The organism is Streptomyces poonensis, assembly GCF_014650915.1.
Taxonomy (GTDB): Bacteria; Actinomycetota; Actinomycetes; order Streptomycetales; family Streptomycetaceae; genus Streptomyces; species Streptomyces poonensis.
Genome location: NZ_BMVW01000008.1, coordinates 113851 through 138126 on the forward strand (window position 1 = coordinate 113851; position 24276 = coordinate 138126).

The window sequence follows — 24276 nt, forward strand, 5'->3', positions numbered from 1 at the left end:
CCCGCCTCTCTGTCGTGCGACGGCATTCCGGGAGGTCCCCCGGTGCCTCCCGGAACGCCGTGCGCGTGGGGCCGTCAGGCGTACCGCAGCTCCGTCAGACGTACCGCAGCTCCGCCGGGCGCACCGTGCGGCGCAGCAGGGGGAGCGAGGTGGCGGCCGTCAGCAGGCACGCGGCATAGATCGCGAACGGCGTCAGCAGCGGCAGCAGGGGGATCGACCGGCCCCCGCCCGCCAGCACGGCGTACCAGGTCGACACGGCCATGCCGCCGATGCCCGCGATCACCATGGCCGGGGCCAGCGGGAGCGCCGTCTCCAGCAGCAGGGCCTTGCCGAGTACCTCGCGCGGCACGCCCGCCGCGGCCTGCGCGGCCAGGCCCCGGCGGCGGGTGGCCAGGGACTCGGCGGCGCCGACGGCGAGGCCGCCCAGGGTGATGGCGAGGGCCACGAGGATCGCCGCGGCCGTGAGGTCGATGCCCGTGGTGTAGAAGGCGAGACCGTCGGGGGAGTAGTGGCCGTTCGCGGCCAGGGCGTCGAGCAGTACCTCCCGGACGCCCACGAAACCGGTACCGACGATCGCCACCAGCAGCGCGGCGGCATGGGAGCGGGCCGCGGCCCACGGGTCGTCCCGCAGCCGTTCCGCGGCGATCAGCACCGCCGCGCTCCGGGTCCGGGCGGCCAGCAGCCGTCCGGTGAGCCGGGCGGAGGCACCGGCCGCCCAGACCGCTCCCATGCCGGTGAGGACCACCAGCGCGAAGACGACGAGCGGGAGTCCGGCGAACCTGCCGCGCGTACCGACCGCGACCAGCAGGGCCGCGACGCCGGTCAGCAGCACGGAGGCCAGAAGCAGCGCCCGCATCCCCTTGTCCGTCTCCGGACGCACCCGCCGCACCCAGCCCAGCGGGGACGCGACCACCCGCCGCAGCGAGACGGCGCTCACGGCGGCCCCGAGTACCGGTACGGCCACCGCGACCAGCGCGATCCCGAGCCATGCCACGGCCGGGACCCGCCCGAGCCGCAGCAGGAACAGCACGGAGAAGACCGTGCTCACGGCCGACCCCAGCAGACAGGCCAGCCCCGACTCCAGCGCGGCGATCCGTCGCACCTGCCACGGTGCGGCGCCCGCGAGCCGCAGCGCCGCCAGTCGCCGGTCACGGTGCACCGCGCCGATCCGGGCGCACTGGCCGAGGAAGCCGAGCACCGGTACGAGCAGCAGGAGCAGGGCGAACACCACACCGTCGCGGGTGCCCGGCTCGTCCAGCAGCCCGTCGGCGTACGGGACGGCGTGGTACCCCGACAGCGAGGCCAGGGCCGCCGCGGCGAGCGCGAAACCCGTCGCCAGCCCCGCCCCCACCGCCGTCAGCGTCACCCGCCACCACTCCCGCCGGTCGGAGCCCCGGGTCAGCAGCCAGGCCAGCCGCAGATCGGAGCGCAGGGAGCCGCGCGGGGGTCTCTGCGGGGAGCCGCTCATACCGTCACCCCCTGCGGAACCACCGCACCGTCCAGCAGCTGCACCTCGCGGTCCGCGTACGCCGCCACCCGCGCGTCGTGCGTGATCAGCAGCACCGACGTACCGGCCTCACGGGCCGTGTGGACGAGCGCCGACATCACCTGCTCACCGGCCAGCGAGTCCAGCGCGCCCGTCGGCTCGTCCGCGAAGACGACCCGCGGCCCTGTCACCAGTGCCCGCGCCAGGGACACCCGCTGGGCCTGACCGCCGCTCATCTCACCCGGTCGCAGCTCCTCCTGCCCGCGCACACCGAACCGCTCCAGCCACTCACCCGCCCGCGCCCGCGCCTCCGCGCGCGGGGTGCCCGTCAGCAACAGCGGCAGCGCCACGTTGTCCAGTGCCGTCAGCTCGGGGATCAGCTGCCCGAACTGGAACACCACCCCGAACTCCGTACGGCGCAGCTCGCTCAGCCGCTTCTCGGGCAGCCGGTCCAGCCGCTCGCCGCTGTAGGCCACGGAGCCGCCGTCCGGCCGGACGATGCCCGCCAGGCAGTGCAGCAGTGTCGACTTGCCGCTGCCGCTCGGGCCGGTGACGGCGAGGATCTCGCCCTCCCGCAGCTCCACCGAGGCGCCGCGCAGCGCCGGGGTGCGGCCGTGGGACTTCGCCAGGTCGCGGGCCGCCAGCAGCGGCACCGGGACCTCCGTCTGATGGTTCATGAGGCGTCGACCTCCGCGGTCAGTGTCGTCAGCCGGGCCGCGGTGGTGGTCATCCAGCGGAGATCGGCGTCGAGGTGGTTGAGGGCGTAGTCCGCCGAGAGCACCGTCGCGAGATCGGAGCTCCGGGCGGTCTTCACCGCAGTGAGCTCCCGCATCCGCTCCATGTGCGCGGTGCGCTGCGCCTGGAGGTAGGCGGCCGGGTCGCCGCCGGCCAGGATCGAGACGACGACCTTGGCGAAGATCTCGTTCGTCACGAACGGCGCGGGCGGGGCGATCTCCCCGGCCCACCCGGCCAGTTCACGCCCTCCCTCGTCCGTCGCGCGGTACATCGTGCGCTCCGGGCCCCCGTCGGAGTCCGTGCCCTCGACCTCGGCCAGCCCGTCGCGGACCAGCCGTTGCAAGGTCGTGTAGACCTGCCCGTAGGCCAGGGGGCGGGCCTGCGGGAAGCGTTCGTCATGCCGCCGCTTGAGGTCGTAGCCGTGGCTCGGCCCTCCGGCGAGCAGCCCCAGCAGGATGTGACGGGTGCTCATGTCGACCAGTATGTACTCGGTATATGTACTGAGTGAATAGCTGGCGGTGAAAAAGTTCTGTCCGGCCCGCCCGGCCCGCCCGACCTGCCGACCCGTGCGGCCCTTGCGGAACGGGGCGGGAGTGTCACCGGAGTGTCAGCGGTCCTCCGAAGCCCCTCCCGCCACCGCGTACGCCTCCACCGACCACAGCGAGTACCCGTACCGCGTGGCCCGCTCGACCCCCTGCACCCGCACGAACCGCACGTCCCGCTCGTCCATGCGGACCGCCTCACGGCCGCCCTCGCCGTGCCGTACGGTCGCCGCCGTGCGCCAGGTGCGGCCGTCGGCCGAGACCTGCACGCGGTACTCCGCCGCGTACGCGTCCTGCCAGTGCAGCACCACCTGGCCGAGCCGTACCGGACGGGGCAGCTCCGTCTGCCACCAGGCGCCGTCCTCGGCCGGGGACGACCAACGGGTGTCCGGATCGCCGTCGGTGGCCGCCGCCGCGGGGAAGTCCGCCGTCTCGTCCGCCGAGGACGTCGCCGTCGCCCCGCGCGCGAGGTCGCGGCCCGCCGTGCGCGGGAAGGCCCGCACCGTCAGCGTGCGTTCCGCGCGGGCGCTGTCGCCGTCGCCGAAGGACAGCGAGACCTCGTACGTCCCCGAGGGAGTCCCGGCGGGCACCGTCACCTCGATCGGTACGGCCACCTCCGTGCCGCGCGGCAGGACCGGCCGGGCCGGCGCCTTCACCTCGATGCCCTCAGGTGCCCGTACGGTGAGCCGCCCGCGGACGCCGGCCGGCCGCAGGGGGGTCAGGCGGGCCGTGACCGTGCCGGGCCCGCCGCCGATCTCCACGTCCGTCTCCGGGCGCGACAGCTCCAGGGAGGCGGCCGGGGTGTCCGCGTACCAGGGCACGAGGTGGCGCACGGTGGCGCCGCCGGTCACGCGCAGGGCGTCCGCCCGTACGGCGTCCCGGAGGCGGAGCTCCGTGGCGCCCCCGCGCGCGAGCGTGCCGAGTGGCCGCCAGCCCTCGTGCGGTATGTGCGCCTCGACCGTTCCTTCCGCCGCACCTTCCTCATCGGGGTCGGCGAGCACCGTCACCCCGGCCAGCGTGCGGACCCGGTCGAAGCGGCCGCCGTCCGGGGACGACGTCCGCCGGCCCAGCCCGGCCCATGAGCCGTACGCCGTGTGGGCCCGCGTGAGGAAGGGGTCCAGCACGCCCTCGCCGACCGTCGCCCCGCTCTCGCCGAGCCCGGCGCGCAGGCGGTCCAGTGTCCGGTACGCCGTCCAGGCCGCCGTGGCGTCGCCGCGCGCCTGCGCGTCCAGCATCGCGACGGCCGTCTCGCCCGCCTCGCCGTAGCGCGCCAGCCGTTCGGTCCAGGGGGCCGCTTCGGCGGCGAGCGAGGAGCCGGCCAGGCGGTCCGGGGTCTCGCGCATCACCGTGAACGCCGCACGCAGCCGCCGTGCCGCCCGCTCCCACGCGGCGCGGTCCGTCTCCGTCGCCGTACGCGCCCGCCACAGCTCCTCGATGAGCGGACGCAGATACGCCGACTCGTCGCCGCCGAGCACCGACGAGGCGGCGTTGCCCGCCAGCGCCGTGAGGGCCTCCGTACGGTCCGGGTCGCCTCCCGCCAGGTCGGCGATCGCGGCCCTCCAGGACTCGTCGGAGCGGTACGCGCGCGGGTTCCACGCGTAGTCCGCGACCGTGAACAGCGGGATGCGGGACGCCTCCGCCTGCTCCATCGCGGTGGCCAGCAGCGCCGCCGAACCGCTCGCGACGGCGGGCTGGCGGCCGGTGTAGGGGCCCAGGAAGAGACGGTCCTGGGCGTAGTCGTTGACCGGGTAGTTGTCGACCGTGACCAGGGGATGCCCGGCGAACGCCGTGCGGGTGCGGGCGAGTTCGGCCCCGGTGATGGTCCGCGGGACGACGCCCACGCCCGTCCACGCCACCGCGATCCCGTCGTCCAGCGCGGACGCCAGGGCGCGCCGGTAGGCGGTCGGGCCGTCCTGGTAGTACTCGGTCGGCATCACGGTCGGCGCGGGCGCGTCCGGGTGCCGCTCGGCGAGGTGCCGGGCGACCGCGTCGGCCACCTGAGCCTGGGCGCGGGCCGCGGCCTCCGGTCCCGAGCCGAACGTCTCCGCGTCCGCCCGGCAGTGCCACTCGGTGTAGCTCACGTCCTGGAACTGGAGCTGGAACGCCCGGAAGCCCAGCTCCCACATGGCGTCCAGCTTCCGGGTCAGCGCCCGTACGTCGTCCTCCGACGAGAAGCACATCGCCTGTCCCGGCGCCACCGCCCAGGTCAGGGTGACGTGGTTGCGGCTCGCCCGTTCCGCCAGTTCCCGGAACGCGGTGCGCTGCCGCTCCGGGTACGGCTCCCGCCAGCGTGCCTGGCGGTGGAGGTCGTCCCCGGGGGCGTAGACGTAACGGTTCTGCTTGGTGCGGCCCATGAAGTCCAGCTGCGACAGGCGCTGTTCGTGGGTCCACGGGGTGCCGTAGAAGCCCTCGGAGGTGCCGCGGACGGAGGTGCCGGGCCAGTCGCGGACGACGACGCCCGCGATGCGCTCCGCGGTGCGCCCGGTGAGCAGCTGCCGCAGCGTCTGTACGGCGTGGAACAGGCCGTCCTCCCCCACGCCCTCCAGCGCGACGGTGTCCCGGCCCGCGGCCCGGCCGACGGCCAGGCGGTAGCCGCCGGAGGGGAGATCGGCGCGGGGGGCGGCGCCCAGGGCGGTGAGGGCCTTCTCCAGGGCGGCGCCGGGCGCGTCCGGCGCCGTGCCCACCGTCTCTGCCGTGCCCGCCGTGCCCGCCGTCTCCACCGTCCCCTCGCCCGCGCGCACCACCAGGGCGCCGGACGGCAGCGCGTCCCCTTCGGGGACCGTCGTGACCGTGCGCGCCCCGGCCTCCCGGAGCAGCTTGCGCAGTGCGTCGAGGGCGTACGGATCGGCCGCCGCGTCCGCGGCCAGGGCCACCTCGTCCGTGACCGCGACCCCGGACCCGCGCGCGTGCAGGGACTGCGGACGCGGCCAGACCGACGGGAGGGCGCCCTGCCGCGCGGACGTGTTCCGGGCGGCGGGAGCGGTCCGGTCGAGGGAAGGTGCGGTCTGCTCGGGGGAGGGCGTGGGGTGCGGGGAGCCGTGGGGCGTCGTCGGCGCGGGCCGGTCCGCACGGGCCGGGGCGGCCGTCGGTGCGGCCGGACCCGGGCCGCCCGTCAGGGCGGACGCCGCTCCCAGCGCACCGGCGACGACGGCGATCGCGACAGCCGTCGCTCTCTTTCCGTACCGAAGCCGCACGGCTGTCTCCCCCGTTTCTCGCTGCGTGTGCCCGAACGTCCACGTCTCGCGTCAGGGCGGCGTCGAGCCCACCATCCGTGCGGTCGGAGTGTCAACGGGTGTGGCCGATGTGCCAGAATTGCCCAACTTGATACACCCGGTGACGGTGGTGTGACGGAGGGTGTGTGACCGGCGCCACGTTGTCCGGTCGCGCACGTCTGCGGCGGCGCCCACGGGGTAGGGCTGCGGTTACCCGCCACAGCCGTACGACGACAAGGAGGCCCCCGTGGCCGCACAAGTTCCGCTCCCGACTCGCTCCAAACCTGTGGCGGAGCCCTCGCCCCCCGCACCCGCGGCGGAGCCGTCCGCCGACCCCGGGCACCACGTGTGCGTCTTCAGCGCGGAGGGTGCCTGCACGGAGACCCCACTGACGAGCGAGCCTCCCCTGCCCGACGCCGAACCCCTCACCAGCGAGCCGCCGCTCACCGACGCCGCGCCCCTGACCAGCGAACCGACACCCGCGGGTGCCGACTGGGACTTCGCTCCCTCGGGGGTGTAGATGGAAGGTATGGGGGACGAGACCCCGCTGGCCCGGCTCGCCCGTCTGCACGGTGTCGCCACCTCCTACAGCCCGTCCCCGGGCCGTACGGTCCCCGCCTCGGACAGCGCCGTCGTCGCGGCCCTCGCCGCACTGGACGTCGACGCGCGCACCCCGCAGGCATTGCGCGACGCCCTCGCCGCACGCGAACAGGAGCTGCGCGAGCGGCTGTTACCGCCCACGGTGGTGTGCTGGGCCGGCCGGGCGCCCGCCGCCCTGGACGGCCTCCCCGACGGCACCCGCCTGCGTATCGAGACCGAGCAGGGCGAACTGCGCTCCGCCGCCGGGAACCTGCCTCCCGGCGTCCACGCCCTGCACGCCACCGCCCCCGACGGCCGCACCGCCGACGCCCACCTCGTCGTCGCCCCGCCGAGGCTGCCCGCGCCGCCAGGACGCGCGTACGGACTCCTCGTCCAGCTCTACTCCCTGCTCTCCCGGCGCAGTTGGGGCATGGGCGACCTCGGTGACCTCGCCGAGCTGGCCGCCTGGGCCGGGCGTGCGCTCGGCGCCGGGTTCGTACAGGTGAACCCGCTGCACGCGGCCGTCCCCGGCGCCCCGACCGACCCCTCCCCGTACCGGCCGTCCTCGCGCCGCTACCCGGACCCGGTGCATCTGCGGGTCGAGGACGTCCCCGAGTACGCGTACGTCGAGGACCGCGGACGGGTGCGGGCGCTGCTCGACCGGGCCGCGCGGCTGCGCGACTCCGTGCTCGGCAAGGGACGGCCTGGCGCTGGTGTGCCGGGCGCGGGTGCGCCGGGCGAGGGAGAGCCCGGGGGCGGGCTGATCGACCGCGACGCCGTGTGGGAGCTCAAGCGCGAGGCCCTGGAACTCGTGTACGGCGTACCGCTCGGACCCGGACGGCGGGCCGCCTATGCCGACTTCCTCGCCGAGGAGGGCGAGGCGCTGGAGGACCACGCCACGTGGTGCGCGCTCGCCGAGGTGCACGGTTCCGACTGGCGGCGCTGGCCCGCCGGGCTGCGCGACCCCCGCTCGCCCGAGACCGCCCGCGCGCGGGCCGGGCTGATGGACCGCGTCGACTTCCACTGCCGGCTGGCCTGGCTCACCGACGAACAGCTCGCCGCCGCGCAGCGCTCCGCGCGCGACGCGGGGATGCCGGTGGGGCTCGTGCACGACCTGGCCGTCGGCGTCCACCCGAACGGGGCCGACGCCTGGGCTCAGCAGGACCACTTCGCCGCCGGCATGTCGGTCGGCGCGCCCCCGGACGCCTTCAACGCCCGCGGCCAGGACTGGGGCCTGCCGCCCTGGCGCCCCGACCGCCTGGCCGCCTCCGGCTACGTCCCGTACCGCCGGCTGCTGCGGGCCCTGCTGCGGCGCGCGGGCGCCCTGCGCATCGACCATGTGATGGGACTGTTCCGGCTGTGGTGGGTGCCCCAGGGCCAGGCGCCGACCGAGGGCACGTACGTCCGTTACGACGCCGAGGCCATGCTGGCGATACTCGTCCTGGAGGCGTCCCGGACCGGGACCCTGGTGATCGGCGAGGACCTGGGGACGGTCGAGCCGGGCGTGCGCGAGGCCCTCGACGCCCGGGGCGTCCTGGGTACGTCGGTGCTGTGGTTCGAACGCGACTGGGAGGGCGACGGGCTGCCGCTGCCGCCCGAGCACTGGCGGGCCAACTGCCTGGCCACGGCCACCACCCACGATCTGCCGTCCACCGCCTCCCGGCTGACGGGCGACCACGTCGAACTCCGCGACCGCCTCGGCCTGCTCACCCGCCCGCTGGAGGAGGAACGCGCAGCCGCCGCCGCCGACACGCGGGAGTGGCTGACCGTGCTCTCCCGGCTGGGGCTGCTGCGAGGGGCGAGCGGAGGCATCTGCTCCGCGTCGGAGGAGGCCGAGATCCAGGCGGTCCACCGCTTCCTGCTGCGCACCCCGGCCCGCCTGGTCGGCCTCTGGCTGCCGGACGCGGTCGGCGACCGGCGCCCGCAGAACCTGCCGGGCACCTGGGACCAGTACCCCAACTGGCGCCTCCCGATCGCCGACGCCGCCGGCCGCCCGGTCGCCCTGGAGGACCTGGCGGGATCGCCCCGGCTGCACGCGCTGGTGGACGTGCTGCGGGGGCGGTGAGGGCGTGCGGTGGCGTGACCCGCGGCGCCCGGGGTGCTTCGTACGGCACCCCCGGGCGCGCGGTTCGCGCGGGCGTTCGCTAGTTTTGCACCGTGGACAAGAAGAACGCCCTGCGCGCCGGCGCCCTGGCTGCCGGTACGACGCTGATGATGCTGCTCATGTCGTCCCCCGCGCTCGCGCTGACGCGCGACGACGGTGACGACCCGGGGTCCGGCCTGAGCGTGATCGAGACGCTGGGTCTGTTCGTCGTGGCGCCGATCGTCCTGTTCGCGGTGATCGCGGGCCTGGTCATGGTCCTGGACCGGTCGACGGACCGCGAGCCGAAGGCCAAGGGCAAGGCCGCGGCGAAGGCCTGACGGCCGCCGCGCCGCGGTCCGCGGCCGCACGCCGCGTACAACTTCACGTCGAGGGCATCCACCGCACCGTGTGTGCGCGGTGGGTGCCCTCGACGTCTTGCCTGCGTACGCCGCACGGCCTGCGTCATCGGGGGTACGGCGCCGGATACGGCGCCGTGAGATAACGCTGCACTGTCGGGCCCAGCCACGCCACGATCTCCTCGCGGCTCAGGGCGACGGTGGGCGGCAGGCGCAGGATGTAGCGGGTGAGCGCCATCCCCAGTATCTGTGAGGCGACGAGCGCGGCCCGGGCCGGCGCCTGCTCCGGATCGGGGCACACATGGCGGGCCAGGGACACCAGCTGGTCCCGGAAGACGCCCCGCAGGCGCTCGCCGCCCGCGGGGTTGGTCACTCCGACGCGCAGCATCACGGTGAGGACCTCGTTCTCCTCCCACAGGTCGAGGAAGTGGCCGACGAGGATCTCGCCCATCCGCCGCGGGTCGAGTCCCTCCGGTGCGGGCAGCTGCAGGTTCACATCGAGGACCGCGGCGAACAGGCCCTCCTTCGAGCCGTAGTACCGCATCACCATCGACGGGTCGATGCCCGCGTCCCTCGCGATGGCGCGGATGGTGGCCCGCTCGTAGCCGTCGGCGGCGAACCGCTCCCGCGCCGCGGTGAGGATCGCGGTGCGCGTGGCGTCGGAGCGCCGCGGCGGTGCCGGTGTGCCTGTGTCGGTCATGCCCACAAACGTAGGCCAACACATGTAGGCCAACAAGTGTTGACGCTCCTGTCGGGCCGCCGTATGTTGGCAAACAGGTGTTGGCCAACAAGCGTTGACCAACGGCCGTCCGTCCCGCTCAGGAGGTCGCCGTGAACAGCACCACCACCCGCTCCCTGCCCGACTCCCTGCCCGACTCCCTGTCCGACGTCATCGTCGTCGGAGCCGGCCCCACCGGGCTGCTGCTGGCCGGTGACCTGGCCGCCGCCGGGCTCCGGGTCACGCTCGTCGAGAAGCGCCCGCACAAGATCAGCAATCTGTCCCGCGCGTTCGCCGTGCACGCCCGCAGCCTGGAGCAGCTCGACGCCCGCGGGCTCGCCGACGAGCTGGAGGCGAAGGGCCGGCCGGCGGACCGGGCCCGGCTCTTCGGGCAGCTCACCATCCGGTTCGACGCCCTGCCCTCACGCTTCCGGCACGTGCTCGTGATCCCGCAGTACGAGGTGGAGAAGGTGCTGGAGCGGCGGGCGGCCGAGGCCGGGGTGCGGTTCCGGTACGAGACCGAGGTCACCGGTCTGCGGCAGAGCGCCGACACCGTGACCGTGGACGTCAAGGGGCCGGCCGGCGAGCCGGAGACACTGACCGCCGCGTACGTCGTCGGGGCCGACGGGCACCGCAGCGCCGTGCGGGACGCGGTCGGCCTGCCCTTCCCGGGCAAGTCAGTCATCCGGTCCGTCCTCCTCGCGGACGTACGGCTGGACGAGGCGCCCGAGGACCTGCTGACCGCGCACGCCGTCGGTGACGCCTTCGCCTTCATCGCGCCCTTCGGCGACGGTTACCACCGGATCGTCGCCTGGGACCGCCGCCGCGACGTCCCCGACAGCGAGCCGGTCGGGCTGGACGAGGTCAGGGAGGTCGTCCGGCGCGCCCTCGGCCGCGACTACGGCATGCGCGACGCCCGCTGGATGTCCCGCTTCCACAGCGACGAACGCCAGGCCCCCAGCTACCGGGTGGGCCGCGTCTTCCTCGCCGGGGACGCCGCGCACGTCCACAGCCCGGCCGGCGGCCAGGGCATGAACACCGGGCTCCAGGACGCGGCCAACCTCGGCTGGAAGCTGGCCGCGGTCCTCGGCGGCCACGCGGACCCGTCCCTGCTCGACACCTACGAGGCCGAGCGCCACCCCGTCGGCCGGTCCGTGCTCCGCAGCAGCGGCGGGATCGTACGGATGGCGATGGCGAAGTATCCGTGGACGCTGGCGTTCCGGGCCGCGCTCACCGCGTTCCTCGGCCGTGTCGGCCCGGCCCGCGCCCGGGTGCTCGGCCAGATCAGCGGCATCGGCTACAAGTACGCGGCACCGCGCGGCGCCCACCGGTTCGTCGGCCTGCGGGCCCCGGACGTCGCCCTGAAGGGCGGCCGCCTGTACGAGGCCCTGCGCGGCGGCCGGTTCGTGCTCATCACGCCGCAGTCGCCGCGACAGTCGCCCGGGTCGGACCCGGCGAAGGAGCTCGCCGCCGAGGACCGTCTCGCGGTGGAGAGCTGGGCGAGCGACCGGCGTACGACCGTGCTGGTGCGGCCCGACGGGTACGTGGCCTGGGCGGCCGACGAGGGGGCGGCCGACGCGCGGGCCGTGAAGACGGCCCTGGCTGCGGCCCTGGGGCGCTGACGAGGCCGCCGGCCCAGCGGTCACGGCCGTGTAGACGGTGTCGAACTCATCCGCGATGGCAGCGCCGTGACGGAGGGGGAACGGCAGGCTCTGACCATCGCAGCAGCGTCAGGGCCCTGTTCCGCCGGTTCTCGTACCAGCGCCATGCATGGCCCAGGGGGACCGCTTACGGAGTGGCACCGTGGCGAGCATCAGGCGCCCGTGCCCCGCACCAGTACGCGCAGCAGGCCGGCCAGCTGGCCGGCCTGTTCCTCGTTCAGGTGGGAGAGCGCCTCGGTCTGGACGGCCAGTCCGGCGACGACCGCCTCGTCGGCCAGCCGCAGTCCCTCGTCCGTGAGGGTCACCTGGAGTCCCCGCCGGTCGTGCGGGTCGGGGGAGCGGCGGAGCAGGTCCGCGCGTTCCAGTTTGTCGAGGCGGCCGGTCATGCCGCCCGTGGTGAGCATCAGCGTCGCCGACAGCTGCCTGGGGGAGAGGGTGTACGGGGGGCCCGAGCGGCGCAGGGTGGCCAGGACGTCGAACTCCCCGCGCGAGATGCCGAATCGCGCGTACGCCTTCTCCATGCGGTCGCCCACCGTCCGTGAGAGCCGGGAGACCCGGCCGAAGACCTCCATGGCGGTGGTGTCCAGGTCGGGCCGGGCCGCCGCCCACTGGTCGACGATCGCGTCGACGGGGTCCTTGCCGGTGCCGGCGGAGTGGTTCATGGGGGGAGTATCCGTCGGTTCGCCGCTCTGCCGCAAGAAAGTCACTTGCAGGCAAGTTGCTTAGCGCTAAGCTAATCGCGAGCAAGCCAACTGGCGGCCCCATGCCGCCGTGACCTCGCGAAGGGCGCACCCATGACCGCGAACCGCCGCCCCACCCCCGCAGGACTCATCGCCGTCACCGCCCTCGCCCCCGTCTCCTGGGGCACCACCTACGCCGTCACCACCGAGTTCCTCCCGGCGGACCGCCCCCTGTTCACGGCGCTGATGCGGGCCCTGCCCGCCGGGCTGCTGCTGCTCGCCCTCGCGCGGGTGCTGCCCCGGGGAGCCTGGTGGTGGAAGTCGGTGGTCCTGGGCGCGCTGAACATCGGTGCCTTCTTTCCGCTGCTGTTCCTCTCGGCGTACCGGCTGCCGGGCGGGACGGCCGCGGTCGTCGGCTCGTTGGGGCCGCTGTTCGTCGCCGGGCTGGCCGCCGTACTGCTGGCTGAACGCCCGACCGCGCGCACGCTGCTCACCGGTGTCGCCGCGGCGCTCGGGGTGAGCCTCGTCGTGCTCAGGGCGGCGGACGCGCTCGACGCCGTCGGTGTCCTCGCGGCGCTCGCCTCCACCGCCTGCATGTCGACGGGCACGGTGCTCACCAAGCGCTGGGGCCGACCGGAGGGCATCGGCCCGCTCGCGCTCACCGGCTGGCAGCTGACCGCGGGAGGACTGGTCATCGCACCCCTCGCCCTCCTGGTCGAGGGCGCCCCGCCCGCGCTGGACGGCCGGGCGGCCGGCGGGTACCTCTACCTCGCGCTGGCGAACACGGCGGTCGCGTACTGGCTGTGGTTCCGCGGCATCGGGCGGCTCACCGCCACCCAGGTCACCTTCCTCGGACCGCTCTCCCCGCTCACCGCGGCCGCCGTCGGATGGGCCGCGCTCGGCGAGGCGCTGACGCCGGTCCAGCTGGCGGGGATGGCGCTGGCGTTCGGGGCGACGGTCCTCGGGCAGCTCCAGCCCCGTACCCGCACGCGCACAGGAACCCGCACCCGTCTCCGCCTCCGCGCCGGCCTCCGCCTCCGCACCCGTCATCGGCCGGATTCGCGCGTACATGGCCTTGACACTCCCCGACCGGCCAGCCGAGCCTTGGGCAGAACCCGCTCTTGACCGGCGCGCCGACCGTACGACGTACGTCCGCCGTGTGCGCCCGCCCCCCGTGCGCACGCCTTCCGTGCGCGCGACCACCTTGAGCGCAGGACGACGACACCGGAACTCCCCCACCATCCGTTTCCGGCGAAGGAGTTGGCGTGGCTGCTACCGGTCCCGCGCCCGCGACCGCCTTACGTGAACCCACCGCTCCCAGCCCTGCTCCCACCCCCGCACCGGGGCCGGGCGTTCCCCTCCCTCACCTCACGGCCGCGGGGATCTACCCCACGACAGGCGAACTGGTCCGTTATGCCGAGGCCTTGACCGCGGCGCGTCCCGGCCTGCTGCGGCTGAGCACCGTCGGCACCTCGCGCGCGGGCCGCCCCTTGTGGCTGCTGTCCGCGGGGCACGGGCGGCGCCACGTCCTCACGGTCGCCGGAGCGCATTCCAACGAACCCGTCGGCGGCGCCTCCGCGATCCGGCTCGCCGAGCGGTTCGCCCTCGATCCCGCGCAGCTCGACGCCCTCGACTGCACCTGGCACTTCCTGCTGTGCCTGGACCCCGACGGCATGAGCCTGGCCGAGCGCCACGGCCGGGCGTTCCGGGGGTGGCGCGTCGAGCGGTACTACCGGCACTTCTACCGGCAGGAGTTCACCTGCCAGCCGGAGTTCCGGCCCACCGGAACCCGCGCGCGGGCACCCCTGCCCGAGTCCGACGTGCTCGTGGGACTCCTCGACGAACTGCGGCCCGCCGTCCAGTTCTCCCTGCACGGCATCGAAGTGGGTGGAACCTTCCTGCAGTTGACCCGCGAGGTCTCCGGCGCCGCCCGGACGTTCCGCGAACTGGCGGGGAACCTGCGGATACCGGTGGAGCACCGGCCCTTCGACGGCGTGGACTGGTTCGTCGAGGGACCCGGCGTCCTCGTGCTGTCCGGCACCGAAGCCGGCACCGAACCCTCCGACGAGCGCGACGCGTCCGGCTTCCTCTCCGAGGTGACCTGGACATACGCCATGCGGCACGGCACCGTGACGGCCGTGATCGAGGCCCCGATGTGGGCGGCGGACGCCGTGGGCGACCCCCGGCGCACGGCCGCCCCCGAGGAGCACATCGCCCGGGTGAGCCGGACCCTGCTGCAACGCGGCGAACAGGTGGAGGCGGCCCTCGGTACCGCCCCCCGGCCCCGGGTCCCCGACGGGCTCCTCCCGTACGACGCCGCCGGCCGCGAACTGCTGGGCGTCGGACCCGCCATCGTGCACACCTGGAAGAGCTACCTCGCGGACGGCCTCGGCGGGGTCGGACTCGCCACCACCGTCGGCAACTCCGTCTCCCTCGACATCGCGGCCCGGCGCATCCCCCTGCGCGCGGCGGCGATGCTGCGGCAGGCCCTCGGCGACCCGCCCGCCGACCCGGCGGCCGCGAGCGCGCTCGACGACCTGGTGCGCCGGTGGTGCCGGGAGCTGGAGACCTCCTTCGGGGCCCGCTGGCTGCCCGTCCGCCGGCAGACCGCGCTGCACGCCCACGCCATGCTGCGCCTCGCCGGCCTGCTCCTGGGCCCGGGCACGAGAGAGGGCGCCCGGTGAACCACCGGGCGCCCGTCGCCGCGTGGAGGCGCTCCTGCTGCTTCGCCGCCGTGTGAAGGCGCTCCCGCTACTTCGCCGCCGCGTCCGCCGCCTGTGCCTTCAGCGCCCGCTCCACGCCCGCGCGGGACTCGGAGACGAGCCGGCGCAGGGCCGGGGTCGGGTCGACGGAGGCCAGCCAGGCGTCCGTGCGGTCGAGGGTCTCCGGCGAGACCTGGACCGACGGGTACAGACCGATGACGATCTGCTGGGCCATCTCGTGGGAACGGGAGTCCCAGACGCCCTTGGCGGCCTCGAAGTACTTCTCCGCGTACGGGGCGAGCAGCTCACGCTGGTCGGTCTGGACGAAGCCCGCGATGACGGCCTCCTGCACGGCGTTCGGGAGCTTGTCGGACGCCACGACCGACGCCCAGGCCTCCGCCTTCGCCTCCTCGGTCGGGCGCGCGGCGCGGGCCGTGGCCGCGTGCCGCTCGCCCGCCGCCGTCCGGTCCCGCTCGTACTCGCCCGCGATCTCCGCCTCGTCGAAGCGGCCCACGGCCGCGAGCCGCTGCACGAACGCCCAGCGCAGCTCGGTGTCGACGGCCAGGCCCTCGACGGTCTCCGAACCGTCCAGCAGGGCCTCCAGCAGGTCCAGCTGCTCCGGCGTCCGCGCGGTCGCCGCGAAGGCGCGCGCCCAGGCCAGCTGGTGGTCCGAGCCGGCCTCGGCCGCCCGCAGGTGGGCCAGCGTGGCGTCCGTCCAGCGGGTCAGCAGCGCCTCGCGCGCCGCCGGGTCGGCGTACAGGTCGACCGCCAGCTTGACCTGCCGGTGCAGCGACTGCACGACACCGATGTCGGACTCCTTGCCGATGCCGGACAGCACCAGGGACAGGTAGTCGCGGGTGGCGAGCTCGCCGTCCCGGGTCATGTCCCAGGCAGACGCCCAGCACAGCGCGCGCGGGAGGGACGACTCGAAGTCGCCGAGGTGCTCGGTGACGAAGGCGAGGGAGTCCTCGTCGAGGCGGACCTTGGCGTACGACAGGTCGTCGTCGTTGAGCAGGACCACGGCCGGGCGGGCCTTCCCCACCAGCTGCGGTACGGCGGTCAGCTCACCGTCCACGTCCAGCTCGACACGCTCACCGCGCACCAGCTTGCCGCTCGCCTCGTCGAGGTCGTAGAAGCCGACCGCGATGCGGTGCGGGCGCAGGGTGGGCTCGCCCTTGGCGCCGGCGGGCAGGGCGGGGGCCTCCTGGCGGATGCCGAAGGAGGTGATGACACCCTCCGCGTCGGTCTCGATCTCCGGGCGCAGGATGTTGATGCCGGCCGTCTCCAGCCACTTCTTCGACCAGGTCTTCAGGTCGCGCCCGGAGGTCTCCTCCAGGGCGCCCAGCAGGTCGGACAGGCGCGTGTTGCCGTACGCGTGGCGCTTGAAGTACGCCTGCACGCCCCGGAAGAACTCGTCCATGCCGACGTACGCGACGAGCTGCTTCAGCACGGACGCGCCCTTGGCGTACGTGATGCCGTCGAAGTTGACGAGGACGTCGTCCAGGTCGTTGATCTCCGCCATGATCGGGTGCGTCGACGGGAGCTGGTCCTGCCGGTAGGCCCACGTCTTCATCTGGTTGGCGAAGGTGGTCCAGGAGTGCGGCCACTTCGAGCCCGGCGCGTACGCCTGGCAGGCGACCTCGGCGAAGGTGGCGAACGACTCGTTCAGCCACAGGTCGTTCCACCACTCCATGGTGACCAGGTCGCCGAACCACATGTGGGCCAGCTCGTGCAGGATCGTCGCGGCGCGCGCCTCGTACGACGCGTCCGTCACCTTCGACCGGAACACGTACTGGTCGCGGAAGGTGACCGCGCCCGCGTTCTCCATCGCGCCCGCGTTGAACTCCGGCACGAAGAGCTGGTCGTACTTGGCGAACGGGTACGGGTAGTCGAACTTCTCCTGGAACCAGTCGAAGCCCTGCCGGGTGACCTCGAAGATCGCGTCCGCGTCCAGGAACTCGGCGAGCGAGGGACGGCAGTAGATGCCCAGCGGCACGCTCTGCCCGTCCTTCTCGTACACACTGTGCACCGAGTGGTACGGGCCCGCGATCAGCGCGGTGATGTACGTGGAGATCCGCGGCGTCGGCTCGAAGTGCCAGACGTGGTCCTTGGGCTCCGGGGTCGGCGAGTTGGACACGACGGTCCAGCCCTCCGGCGCCTTCACGGTGAACTGGAAGGTGGCCTTCAGGTCGGGCTGCTCGAAGCTCGCGAACACCCGGCGGGCGTCCGGGACCTCGAACTGCGTGTACAGATACGCCTGGTCGTCGACCGGGTCGACGAACCGGTGCAGGCCCTCGCCGGTGTTGGTGTACGCGCAGTCGGCGACGACACGGAGGATGTTCCGCCCCTCCAGCAGCCCCGGCAGGGCGATGCGGGAGTCCGCGAAGACCTCGGCGGGGTCGAGGGCGTCGCCGTTGAGGGTGACCTCGTGGACGGTCGGGGCCACCAGGTCGATGAAGGACTCCGCGCCCGTCTCCGCGGCCTCGAAGCGCACCGTGGTCACGGACCGGAAGGTGCCCCCCTCCTGCGCGCCGGAGAGGTCGAGATCGATCTCGTACGAGTCAACGGTGAGCAGCTTCGCCCGCTGCTGCGCCTCTTCACGGGTCAGGTTTGTGCCAGGCACGCGGTCATCTCCTCGGTATGTGTGGGTTGCGCCATCCTGCCACGGAGAGTAGTGAGGGCGCCCGCCCAAATCGGCGGGCGCCCTCACTCACATGACCGGCCGGTGTCAGCCCTTCAGCTCAGCCGCCACCAGCTCCGCGATCTGCACCGCGTTCAGGGCCGCGCCCTTGCGGAGGTTGTCGTTGGAGATGAACAGGGCGAGGCCGTTCTCCACCGTCTCGTCGACGCGGATGCGGCCGACGTAGGAGGGGTCCTGGCCCGCGGCCTGGAGCGGGGTCGGGATGTCGGTGAGGGCCACGCCGGGAGCGCCGCCGAGCAGCTCCGTGGCGCGCTCGACGCTGATCGGGCGGGCGAAGCGGGCGTTCACCTGGAGGGAGTGGCCGGAGAAGACCGGGACGCGCACGCAGGTGCCGGAGACCTTCAGGTCCTCGATCTCCAGGATCTTGCGGGACTCGTGGCGGAGCTTCTGCTCCTCGTCGGTCTCGTTCAGGCCGTCGTCGACGATCGAGCCGGCCAGCGGGACGACGTTGAAGGCGATGGGGCGCTTGTAGACGCGCGGCTCGGGGAAGTCGACCGCCGCGCCGTCGTGCGTCAGCTTGTCCGCGTCCGCGATCACCTTCTGGGCCTGCCCGTGCAGCTCCGCGACGCCCGCGAGCCCGGACCCGGACACCGCCTGGTAGGTGGCGACGACCAGCGCCTCCAGGCCCGCCTCCGCGTGCAGCGGGCGCAGCACCGGCATGGCGGCCATCGTGGTGCAGTTCGGGTTGGCGATGATGCCCTTGGGGCGTACGGCCACGGCGTGCGGGTTCACCTCGGCGACGACCAGGGGCACCTCGGGGTCACGGCGCCAGGCCGAGGAGTTGTCGATCACGACGGCGCCCTGGGAGGCCACCTTCTCGGCCAGCGCCTTGGAGGTCGAGCCGCCCGCGGAGAACAGCACGATGTCGAGGCCGGTGTAGTCGGCCGTCGCCGCGTCCTCCACCGTCACACCGTCCAGCACCGTCCCGGCGGAGCGGGCCGAGGCGAACAGGCGCAGCTCGGTGACCGGGAACTCCCGCTCGGCGAGGATCCTGCGCATGACCGTGCCGACCTGACCGGTGGCTCCGACGATTCCGACCCTCACGGCGACTCCTTTAGCGTGCGTACGGCTCTTCGACCTGCGTCTTGACGTGCGTAAGGCATGGGCCTGGCCTTTCCATCATGCTTGGCTCCCCGGCCCACGTGTCCAATCCTTTCCCCGGAGGTCCGGGGACCGGGACGTTCCGGGCAGGGGCGGAACGCTGCGGTGCCGGGCCCCGCCGGCCGGAGGCTCGCCGTGATCGAGGGCCCCGATCCGCAGAATTCCGCCCTCGGAACGCGGTGGACGGGAAGCCGTACGGCGCCCCTGCCCGCCGTCTGTCAGGTCACGCGTGTCCTTCGTCACAACGTGGCGGTCCGGTCCGGCCGAACGTTCTCCGTGCCTCCGGCGTCGTAGAGGAAACGCGGCGAGGGGAGGGGTGTCTGTGCTGCGCAGAAAGGCCCGGCGCGACCACGGGGCCGCCGGAGGGACCGCCCGAGGGGGCGTCCAGGAGGCGGACGACCCCCTGGACGCGGCCCAGGAGCGACGGGTGCGGGCGGTGCTCGCGCTCGGCGGGGTGCCGCAGGCGGACCTGCCGGACGGGGTGCAGCAGGTCCGGCTGCGGCTCCTGGAGCGGGCCGCGAGCGGACGCGAGGCTCCGCGCGACGTGTCCGCGTGGGCGGCGGTCGTCGCCTCGAACCTGGCGATGGACTGGCACCGCGCCAAGCGCCGCCAGGAGCGGATCGGCGAGCGGCTCGCCGCGCTGCGGCAGCCGGTGCACCCCTCGGGCGAGGAGTCCAGCGTGCTCTCGCTGGCCGTCGCCCGGGGCCTGGACGAGCTGCCCGACGCCCAGCGGCAGGTCGTCGTGCTGCGGTTCTACGCCGATCTGCCCGTGCGCGGGATCGCCGAGGAGCTGGGCATCCCCGAGGGCACGGTCAAGAGCAGGCTCCACTCGGCGGTCCGCGCCCTGCGGTCCCGCCTGCACGAGGACGAGGTGGTGTGACGTGGCCTCCCGGAACGACGACCGGTACGAAGGCGTGGACGCGCTGATGGCCGCGATCACGGACGAGCCGCTGCCCGAGGGCGCCCTCGACGATCCGTACGTCGCGGCGGAGCACCGGGCCGCGCTGGCCGACGTGGCGCTGCTGCGGGAGCAGCTGAGGCTGATCGGGGGGACGCTCGCCGACGCGCCGGCGCGCACCGAGGCGGAGGTGCGGCCCCTTCCCGTCCGTACCGCCACCACCACGAACCGCCGTCGGCGCCCGTTCGCGCTCGCCCTGCGCACCCTCGCCGCCGCCGCGGCCGCCACCGTGGTGGTCGGCATGGGCGGCTGGCTGATCGCCCAGGGCGGGGCCGGAGAGGACTCGGGGAGCGGGACGAGCAGTGCCGACCAGGGCGCGAAGACGGAGGGCGGGGACGGATCGCAGACCGCCGCCGGGTACGTCGCCTGCGCCCGGCTCATCGCCGAGGGCACCGTCGTACGCGTCGAGCCGGTGCCCGGGACCGGGCAGGACCGGATCACCCTGGACGTCGAACGGCACTACAAGCCGGAGGAGGGCGAGGACGAGGTCGTCTTCCCCATGGACGAGAACGCCGACCCGCGCCTCCGCGAGGGCGACCACGTCCTGGTCGGCATCTCGGGCGACGAGGCCACGCCCGACACCTGGACCGTCGGAGAGAAGGACATCGCCGACGAGCGCGCCCGGATCCTGGACGCGCTGCCCGAGTCGGAGTCGCTCGGGTGCGAGTGAGAGGGGCGGGAGACGAAGGGCGGGCGCCCGGTGACCGGACGCCCGCCTCCGAGGACTCACCGTGACACGCTACGGAGTGACCTTCTCGATCACCACGTTGCCGACGCCCGCGGCCGTGCCGCGCGGGTTCACCAGCTCGACCCGGCCGATGAACGCCCGGCCCTCCGGCGGCGCGGCCGCCGCGACGACCGAGCCGGAGAACGTCGCCGAGTCACCCGTGCCGAGCTGTACCGGCGCGCTGTCCACCGTGATCTCGCCCAGCGAGGGGGCGAAGTACACGTCGTGGTGGTCGTACGCCGTCGTGCCCGCCGGGACCGAGTAGGCGAGGACGACGATGCGGTACGTACCGGCCTTGGGCGCGGCGACGGACACGGACTCCTCGGAGTCGCCGTCGGCGGACTTGCCGACCTCGGCGCCCGCGGCGTCCAGCACGTACAGGTCCAGGTCGGCGGCGGCGTCGGAGACGTTGCCGATGGACACGTCCAGCGACTTCGCGCCCTCGGGGACCTCGACCGTGGAAACCTGCTGCGCGCCCTGGGCGATGGTCGGCCGGTCGTCATGGGCGGAGCCCAGCGCGCCGCCCACCAGCCTGGCCTCGAACGGGCCGGAGTCGTTCGTCGCCGTCCAGGAGGCGGCGGCCGGCTCGCCGGCCTTCGCCTCGGGGATGGTCAGGACCTCCGGGTCGAGGGTCGCGCCGAGGACGGACACCTCCAGCCGGTAGGGGTTGTCGAGCAGCGGCGACGTACGGCGCGACTCGACCTCGACCTCCCACACGCCCGGCTGCGGGTTCGCGTACGCGCGCACGTCGGGGCGGCAGCCGTTGCCGTCGAGGTAGTTGTTGTAGCAGTACGGCGTCGAGGTGTTGTCGACCGGGACGCCGTACGGGTGCAGGGAGATGAAGCGGGTCTGGCTGCCGTCCTTCAGCCCGCCGATCGCGACCTCCAGCGTCTTCGCGCCCTCGGGGACGGTCACGAAGTACGACGTGGTGCCGTTGCGCTGGACCGAGCCCGACGCCTTGAAGGTCTCCTCCAGCGACGCGGCGACGACCACGGTGTTCATGATCTGCTTGTCGACGCCCTCGGTGCGCGGGTCGTCGACCTCCAGGATCGCGCTCTGGATCCCGGCCGACCGCGGCTTGGCGGCGATCTTCACGGTGACCGGCTCGTTCAGCGGCAGCGAGACGTGGCCGCTGCCGAGGATGCGGAACGTGCCGCCGCTGTTGTTCTTCAGGTCCAGCTCGTGGCGGACCGCGCGGTCGGGACCGGTGGTACGGGTGATGGTGATGTCGTACGTCCGGCTCTTGCCGGCCTCCAGGCCGCCCTCGCGGTCGTACACGCCCGTGCCGAAGCCCGGGGTCTTGAGGGACTGGTCGAGCGCGGTGTCGACCGGGGCCTTCACCGTGAACTCGTGGGCGGTGGCGCCGTCGCGGATCGCCTTCCACGCGTCGACGACGTCGAGCAGGCCCGCGCCCTCCACATACGCCTGCACGCCGCTGATGTGGTCGGCGGTCGAGGTGACCGCGGTGCGCAGCTTCGCCGGGGTGAGGTCGATGCGCTTCTGCTCGGCGGCCGACAGCAGCAGCGCCATCGCGCCCGCCGCCTGCGGGGACGCCATCGAGGTGCCCTGGAGCATGCCGTACCCGGCGGGCAGCGCGTAGCCGGCCTCGGCGACCGGGGCGCCGGGCATCCAGGTCTGGATCGTGTTGATCGCGGCGCCGGGCGCGGCCAGGGTCGGCGTGAACCCGCCGTCCTCACGCGGACCGCGCGAGGAGAACGGCATCATGTCGTACTTCTTCTCGACCAGCGACCCGTAGTTGGCGGCCCACGTCTCCCGGGAGACGGACGCGCCGACCGAGATCACCTTGTCGGCGAGGCCCGGGTCGCCGATGGTGTTGGCGCCGGGACCGGAGTTGCCCGCGGAGATCACCAGCTGGACGCCGTAGGTGTCGATGAGCCGGTTGTAGAGCTGGGCGCGGGCGCTGCTGCCGTCGTTGATGGTGGGCAGGCCGCCGATGGACATGTTGACGATGTCCACGCCGCGGTTCACGACGAGGTCGATCATGCCCTCGGTGAGCGCCACGTTGGTGCAGCCGGCGCCGAAGATGCAGGCGCGGGAGGAGACGACTTCGGCGCCCGGGGCGGCGCCGTTCATCTTGCCGCCGAACAGGGAGTTGGCGGCGGTGATGCCCGCGACGTGCGTGCCGTGCTCGGACTCGATGATGCCGATGCTGACGAAGTCGGCCTTCTTGCCGACCCAGCTGCCGCCGTACGGGTCGGTCGGCACGTCCTTGCGGATCTCGACGACGAACGGCTGGCGCTCGGCGATCTCGGTCGACGGGTCGTCCGTGCCGAAGTACCCGATCTGGTAGCCGTCCTTGTACGGCTTCATCGGGGTGTCGTCGGTGAAGTCGTTGTTGTTGTTCAGGTCGACGCGGACCGTGCCGGCCGCGGCGTCGTAGAGGACGCCCCAGGTGTCGGTGGTGTCGCCGTCACGGTTGACGTCGCCGTTCGCGTCGCCGCCGGCCGTGACGGACTCGGCGAAGCGCTGGATCCGGTAGTCGCCCGCGGGCGCCTTCCAGGTGGCGCCGCCCCAGGTGAACTCCGGCCCGGAGACCGCCTGGTCCATCCGGCGCCAGGTCCCGTCGCCGTCCACGATCGGGTCGGTCGCCGTCACCCAGTCGATGATCTTGCGCTCGCCGGTGGTGGTCTTCTGCAGCGCCGGGTGGGCGAGGTCGACACCGGTGTCGAGGACGCCGATGGTGACGCCCCGGCCGTCCGCCTTCGGGTTCTTCTTCACGAAGTCGACGGCGCCCGTCTCGAAGGACGGGTTGTACGGGTTCTTCGCGGGGGTCTTGCCGCTGGGAGCCGGATACGTCCCGGTCGCCGACGACTTGGCACCCTTGGCCGTGTCCGCGCTCGGCGTCGGGTCGTCGATCCGGATCTCCTGCCGCAGGTCGATGCCCTGCACGGAGGACAGCTTCGCGGCGGCCGCGATGGCCGCGTCGGCCTTCTTGGTGGGGACGGTGGCCCGGACGTAGCCGAGCTCGTCGTAGGTGCGGCCCACGGAGCCGCCGCCCACCGCGTCCAGCTGATCGGCGACCTGCTCGGTGCTGCCCGGAGCGGTGGCGATCATCATGGTGATGTTCTTCTCGCCGTCCGCCTTGGCCTCGGCGAGCAGTTCGGCGTCGGCCGAACCGAGCTTTCCGTGCGCCGACTTGGGCTCGCCCTCGGACGGAGCGACGGTGGCCGGGTCGTCCGCGGCGAGGGCCAGGGGTATCGGCCCGGCGGCGGACAGCGCGGCCACCAGACCCGCGGCCACGGCGATACGGGCCACGCGTCTGGCACCCGGTATGGGGGTGCGCTGGGGGATCTGGGTCATCGGCATCCCTTGTGCGTGAAGGAACGATCGTGGGCGATCCGAGCGACGGGACGGATCGTCATGCGGTCCGGTATGCGGGACCGGACGACCGCTCAGCCTTACGCATGGAACGGTTGTTTGGGGAGGGGGTGATCGCGACGTTAACAAAGTGGTGACGTGTTCCCGCCATACGTCAGACAGTCCATAGCGGTCGATCAAGGGACATGTCGGCTGATCGATCGCCCCCTCTCCCGTGCCGTCTGTGTAAGGTCTGCGCGCATGCGTGAGGAGTTGAGGGTGGCGGCGTACGCGATCTGCGTACGCGACGGGCAGGTGCTGCTGGCGCGACTGGTGGGCCGGGACGGCAGCAGGCGGTGGACGCTGCCCGGCGGCGGCATGGACCACGGCGAGGACCCGTACGACACGGTCGTCCGCGAGATCGCCGAGGAGACCGGGTACACGGCCGAGCCGACCGCCCTCCTCGGCATCGACTCCATGACGCGCCACTACCCGCGCCGCTTCGGTGCCGTCGCCGACTTCCACGGCCTGCGGATCGTCTACGAGGCCCGCGTCACCGGCGGCGAGCTCCGCCACGAGACGGACGGCACCACCGACATGGCCGCCTGGCACCCCCTCGACGCCGTGCCCGCCCTGGACCGGGTGGATCTGGTGGACGCGGCACTCGCACTGTGGCGGACCCGCCCGCCCACCGGCCGTACGGCGGAACGGCGCTGA

General features: G+C 73.7%; 18 protein-coding genes. 9 read left to right on the forward strand and 9 right to left on the reverse strand.

Going from position 1 to position 24276, the window contains the following annotated elements; genetic code table 11:
• Positions 1–94: 94 nt before the first annotated feature.
• The 4 genes from IE242_RS20840 to IE242_RS20855 all read right to left on the reverse strand — a co-directional run bounded on the left by IE242_RS20840 (position 95) and on the right by IE242_RS20855 (position 5957).
• Positions 95–1468, reverse strand: a complete 1374-nt coding sequence (locus IE242_RS20840; protein WP_189861485.1) for an FtsX-like permease family protein — start codon at positions 1466–1468, stop codon at positions 95–97.
• The gene (locus IE242_RS20845; protein ID WP_189861487.1) at positions 1465–2163 is read right to left on the reverse strand and encodes an ABC transporter ATP-binding protein; all 699 of its coding nucleotides are present in this window, start codon (positions 2161–2163) and stop codon (positions 1465–1467) included. The genes IE242_RS20840 and IE242_RS20845 overlap by 4 nt, the downstream gene beginning before the upstream one ends.
• Positions 2160–2693 carry a PadR family transcriptional regulator gene (locus tag IE242_RS20850; RefSeq protein WP_189861489.1) on the reverse strand — a complete coding sequence of 178 codons (534 nt, stop codon included), beginning with the start codon at positions 2691–2693 and terminating at the stop codon, positions 2160–2162. Before IE242_RS20850 ends, IE242_RS20845 begins: the two co-directional genes overlap by 4 nt.
• A 135-nt stretch (positions 2694–2828) precedes the next feature.
• The gene (locus IE242_RS20855; protein WP_189861491.1) at positions 2829–5957 is read right to left on the reverse strand and encodes a glycoside hydrolase family 84 protein; all 3129 of its coding nucleotides are present in this window, start codon (positions 5955–5957) and stop codon (positions 2829–2831) included.
• Positions 5958–6222: 265 nt separating this feature from the next.
• Here IE242_RS20855 and IE242_RS20860 point away from each other — a divergent pair, with 265 nt between their 5' ends.
• The 3 genes from IE242_RS20860 to IE242_RS20870 all read left to right on the forward strand — a co-directional run bounded on the left by IE242_RS20860 (position 6223) and on the right by IE242_RS20870 (position 8975).
• A complete protein-coding gene (locus tag IE242_RS20860) occupies positions 6223–6495 on the forward strand; it encodes a hypothetical protein (RefSeq protein ID WP_189861493.1) in 273 nt (90 codons plus the stop codon).
• 9 nt (positions 6496–6504) lie between these two features.
• Positions 6505–8619 carry a 4-alpha-glucanotransferase gene (malQ, locus tag IE242_RS20865; protein ID WP_229859199.1) on the forward strand — a complete coding sequence of 705 codons (2115 nt, stop codon included), beginning with the start codon at positions 6505–6507 and terminating at the stop codon, positions 8617–8619.
• A 92-nt stretch (positions 8620–8711) separates the two neighbouring features.
• Complete coding sequence (locus IE242_RS20870) at positions 8712–8975, forward strand: hypothetical protein (RefSeq protein WP_189861497.1); 264 nt, start codon at positions 8712–8714, stop codon at positions 8973–8975.
• 124 nt (positions 8976–9099) lie between these two features.
• Here the strand turns inward: IE242_RS20870 and IE242_RS20875 are convergent, their stop codons facing one another.
• Positions 9100–9693 carry a TetR/AcrR family transcriptional regulator gene (locus tag IE242_RS20875; protein ID WP_189861499.1) on the reverse strand — a complete coding sequence of 198 codons (594 nt, stop codon included), beginning with the start codon at positions 9691–9693 and terminating at the stop codon, positions 9100–9102.
• 131 nt (positions 9694–9824) lie between these two features.
• On the opposite strand from IE242_RS20875, the gene IE242_RS20880 reads away from it, so the two are divergent.
• A complete protein-coding gene (locus IE242_RS20880; protein WP_229859200.1) occupies positions 9825–11333 on the forward strand; it encodes an FAD-dependent monooxygenase in 1509 nt (502 codons plus the stop codon).
• A 191-nt stretch (positions 11334–11524) separates the two neighbouring features.
• Here the strand turns inward: IE242_RS20880 and IE242_RS20885 are convergent, their stop codons facing one another.
• Positions 11525–12034, reverse strand: a complete 510-nt coding sequence (locus tag IE242_RS20885) for a MarR family winged helix-turn-helix transcriptional regulator (protein WP_189861501.1) — start codon at positions 12032–12034, stop codon at positions 11525–11527.
• Positions 12035–12166: 132 nt separating this feature from the next.
• Between IE242_RS20885 and IE242_RS20890 the strand changes: the two genes are divergently transcribed.
• On the forward strand, positions 12167–13177 hold the full coding sequence (locus IE242_RS20890; RefSeq protein WP_189861502.1) for an EamA family transporter: 1011 nt from the start codon (positions 12167–12169) through the stop codon (positions 13175–13177).
• Between the two features lie 140 nt (positions 13178–13317).
• Positions 13318–14736, forward strand: a complete 1419-nt coding sequence (locus tag IE242_RS20895; RefSeq protein ID WP_444545835.1) for a M14 family zinc carboxypeptidase — start codon at positions 13318–13320, stop codon at positions 14734–14736.
• 67 nt (positions 14737–14803) lie between these two features.
• Here IE242_RS20895 and pepN read toward each other — a convergent pair whose 3' ends face one another.
• Both pepN and IE242_RS20905 read right to left on the reverse strand, forming a co-directional pair.
• Positions 14804–17377 (reverse strand): aminopeptidase N, encoded by a 2574-nt coding sequence (gene pepN / locus IE242_RS20900; RefSeq protein ID WP_189861506.1) that lies wholly within the window; start codon positions 17375–17377, stop codon positions 14804–14806.
• Between the two features lie 105 nt (positions 17378–17482).
• Complete coding sequence (locus tag IE242_RS20905; protein WP_189861514.1) at positions 17483–18499, reverse strand: aspartate-semialdehyde dehydrogenase; 1017 nt, start codon at positions 18497–18499, stop codon at positions 17483–17485.
• 379 nt (positions 18500–18878) lie between these two features.
• Here IE242_RS20905 and IE242_RS20910 point away from each other — a divergent pair, with 379 nt between their 5' ends.
• Both IE242_RS20910 and IE242_RS20915 read left to right on the forward strand, forming a co-directional pair.
• The gene (locus tag IE242_RS20910; protein ID WP_189861516.1) at positions 18879–19436 is read left to right on the forward strand and encodes a sigma-70 family RNA polymerase sigma factor; all 558 of its coding nucleotides are present in this window, start codon (positions 18879–18881) and stop codon (positions 19434–19436) included.
• Between the two features lies 1 nt (position 19437).
• Positions 19438–20184 carry a hypothetical protein gene (locus IE242_RS20915; RefSeq protein ID WP_229859202.1) on the forward strand — a complete coding sequence of 249 codons (747 nt, stop codon included), beginning with the start codon at positions 19438–19440 and terminating at the stop codon, positions 20182–20184.
• Between the two features lie 69 nt (positions 20185–20253).
• Here the strand turns inward: IE242_RS20915 and IE242_RS20920 are convergent, their stop codons facing one another.
• A complete protein-coding gene (locus IE242_RS20920) occupies positions 20254–23562 on the reverse strand; it encodes a S8 family serine peptidase (protein ID WP_189861518.1) in 3309 nt (1102 codons plus the stop codon).
• 258 nt (positions 23563–23820) lie between these two features.
• On the opposite strand from IE242_RS20920, the gene IE242_RS20925 reads away from it, so the two are divergent.
• Entirely contained in the window at positions 23821–24276 is a 456-nt protein-coding gene (locus IE242_RS20925) for an NUDIX hydrolase (protein ID WP_189861520.1), read from the forward strand.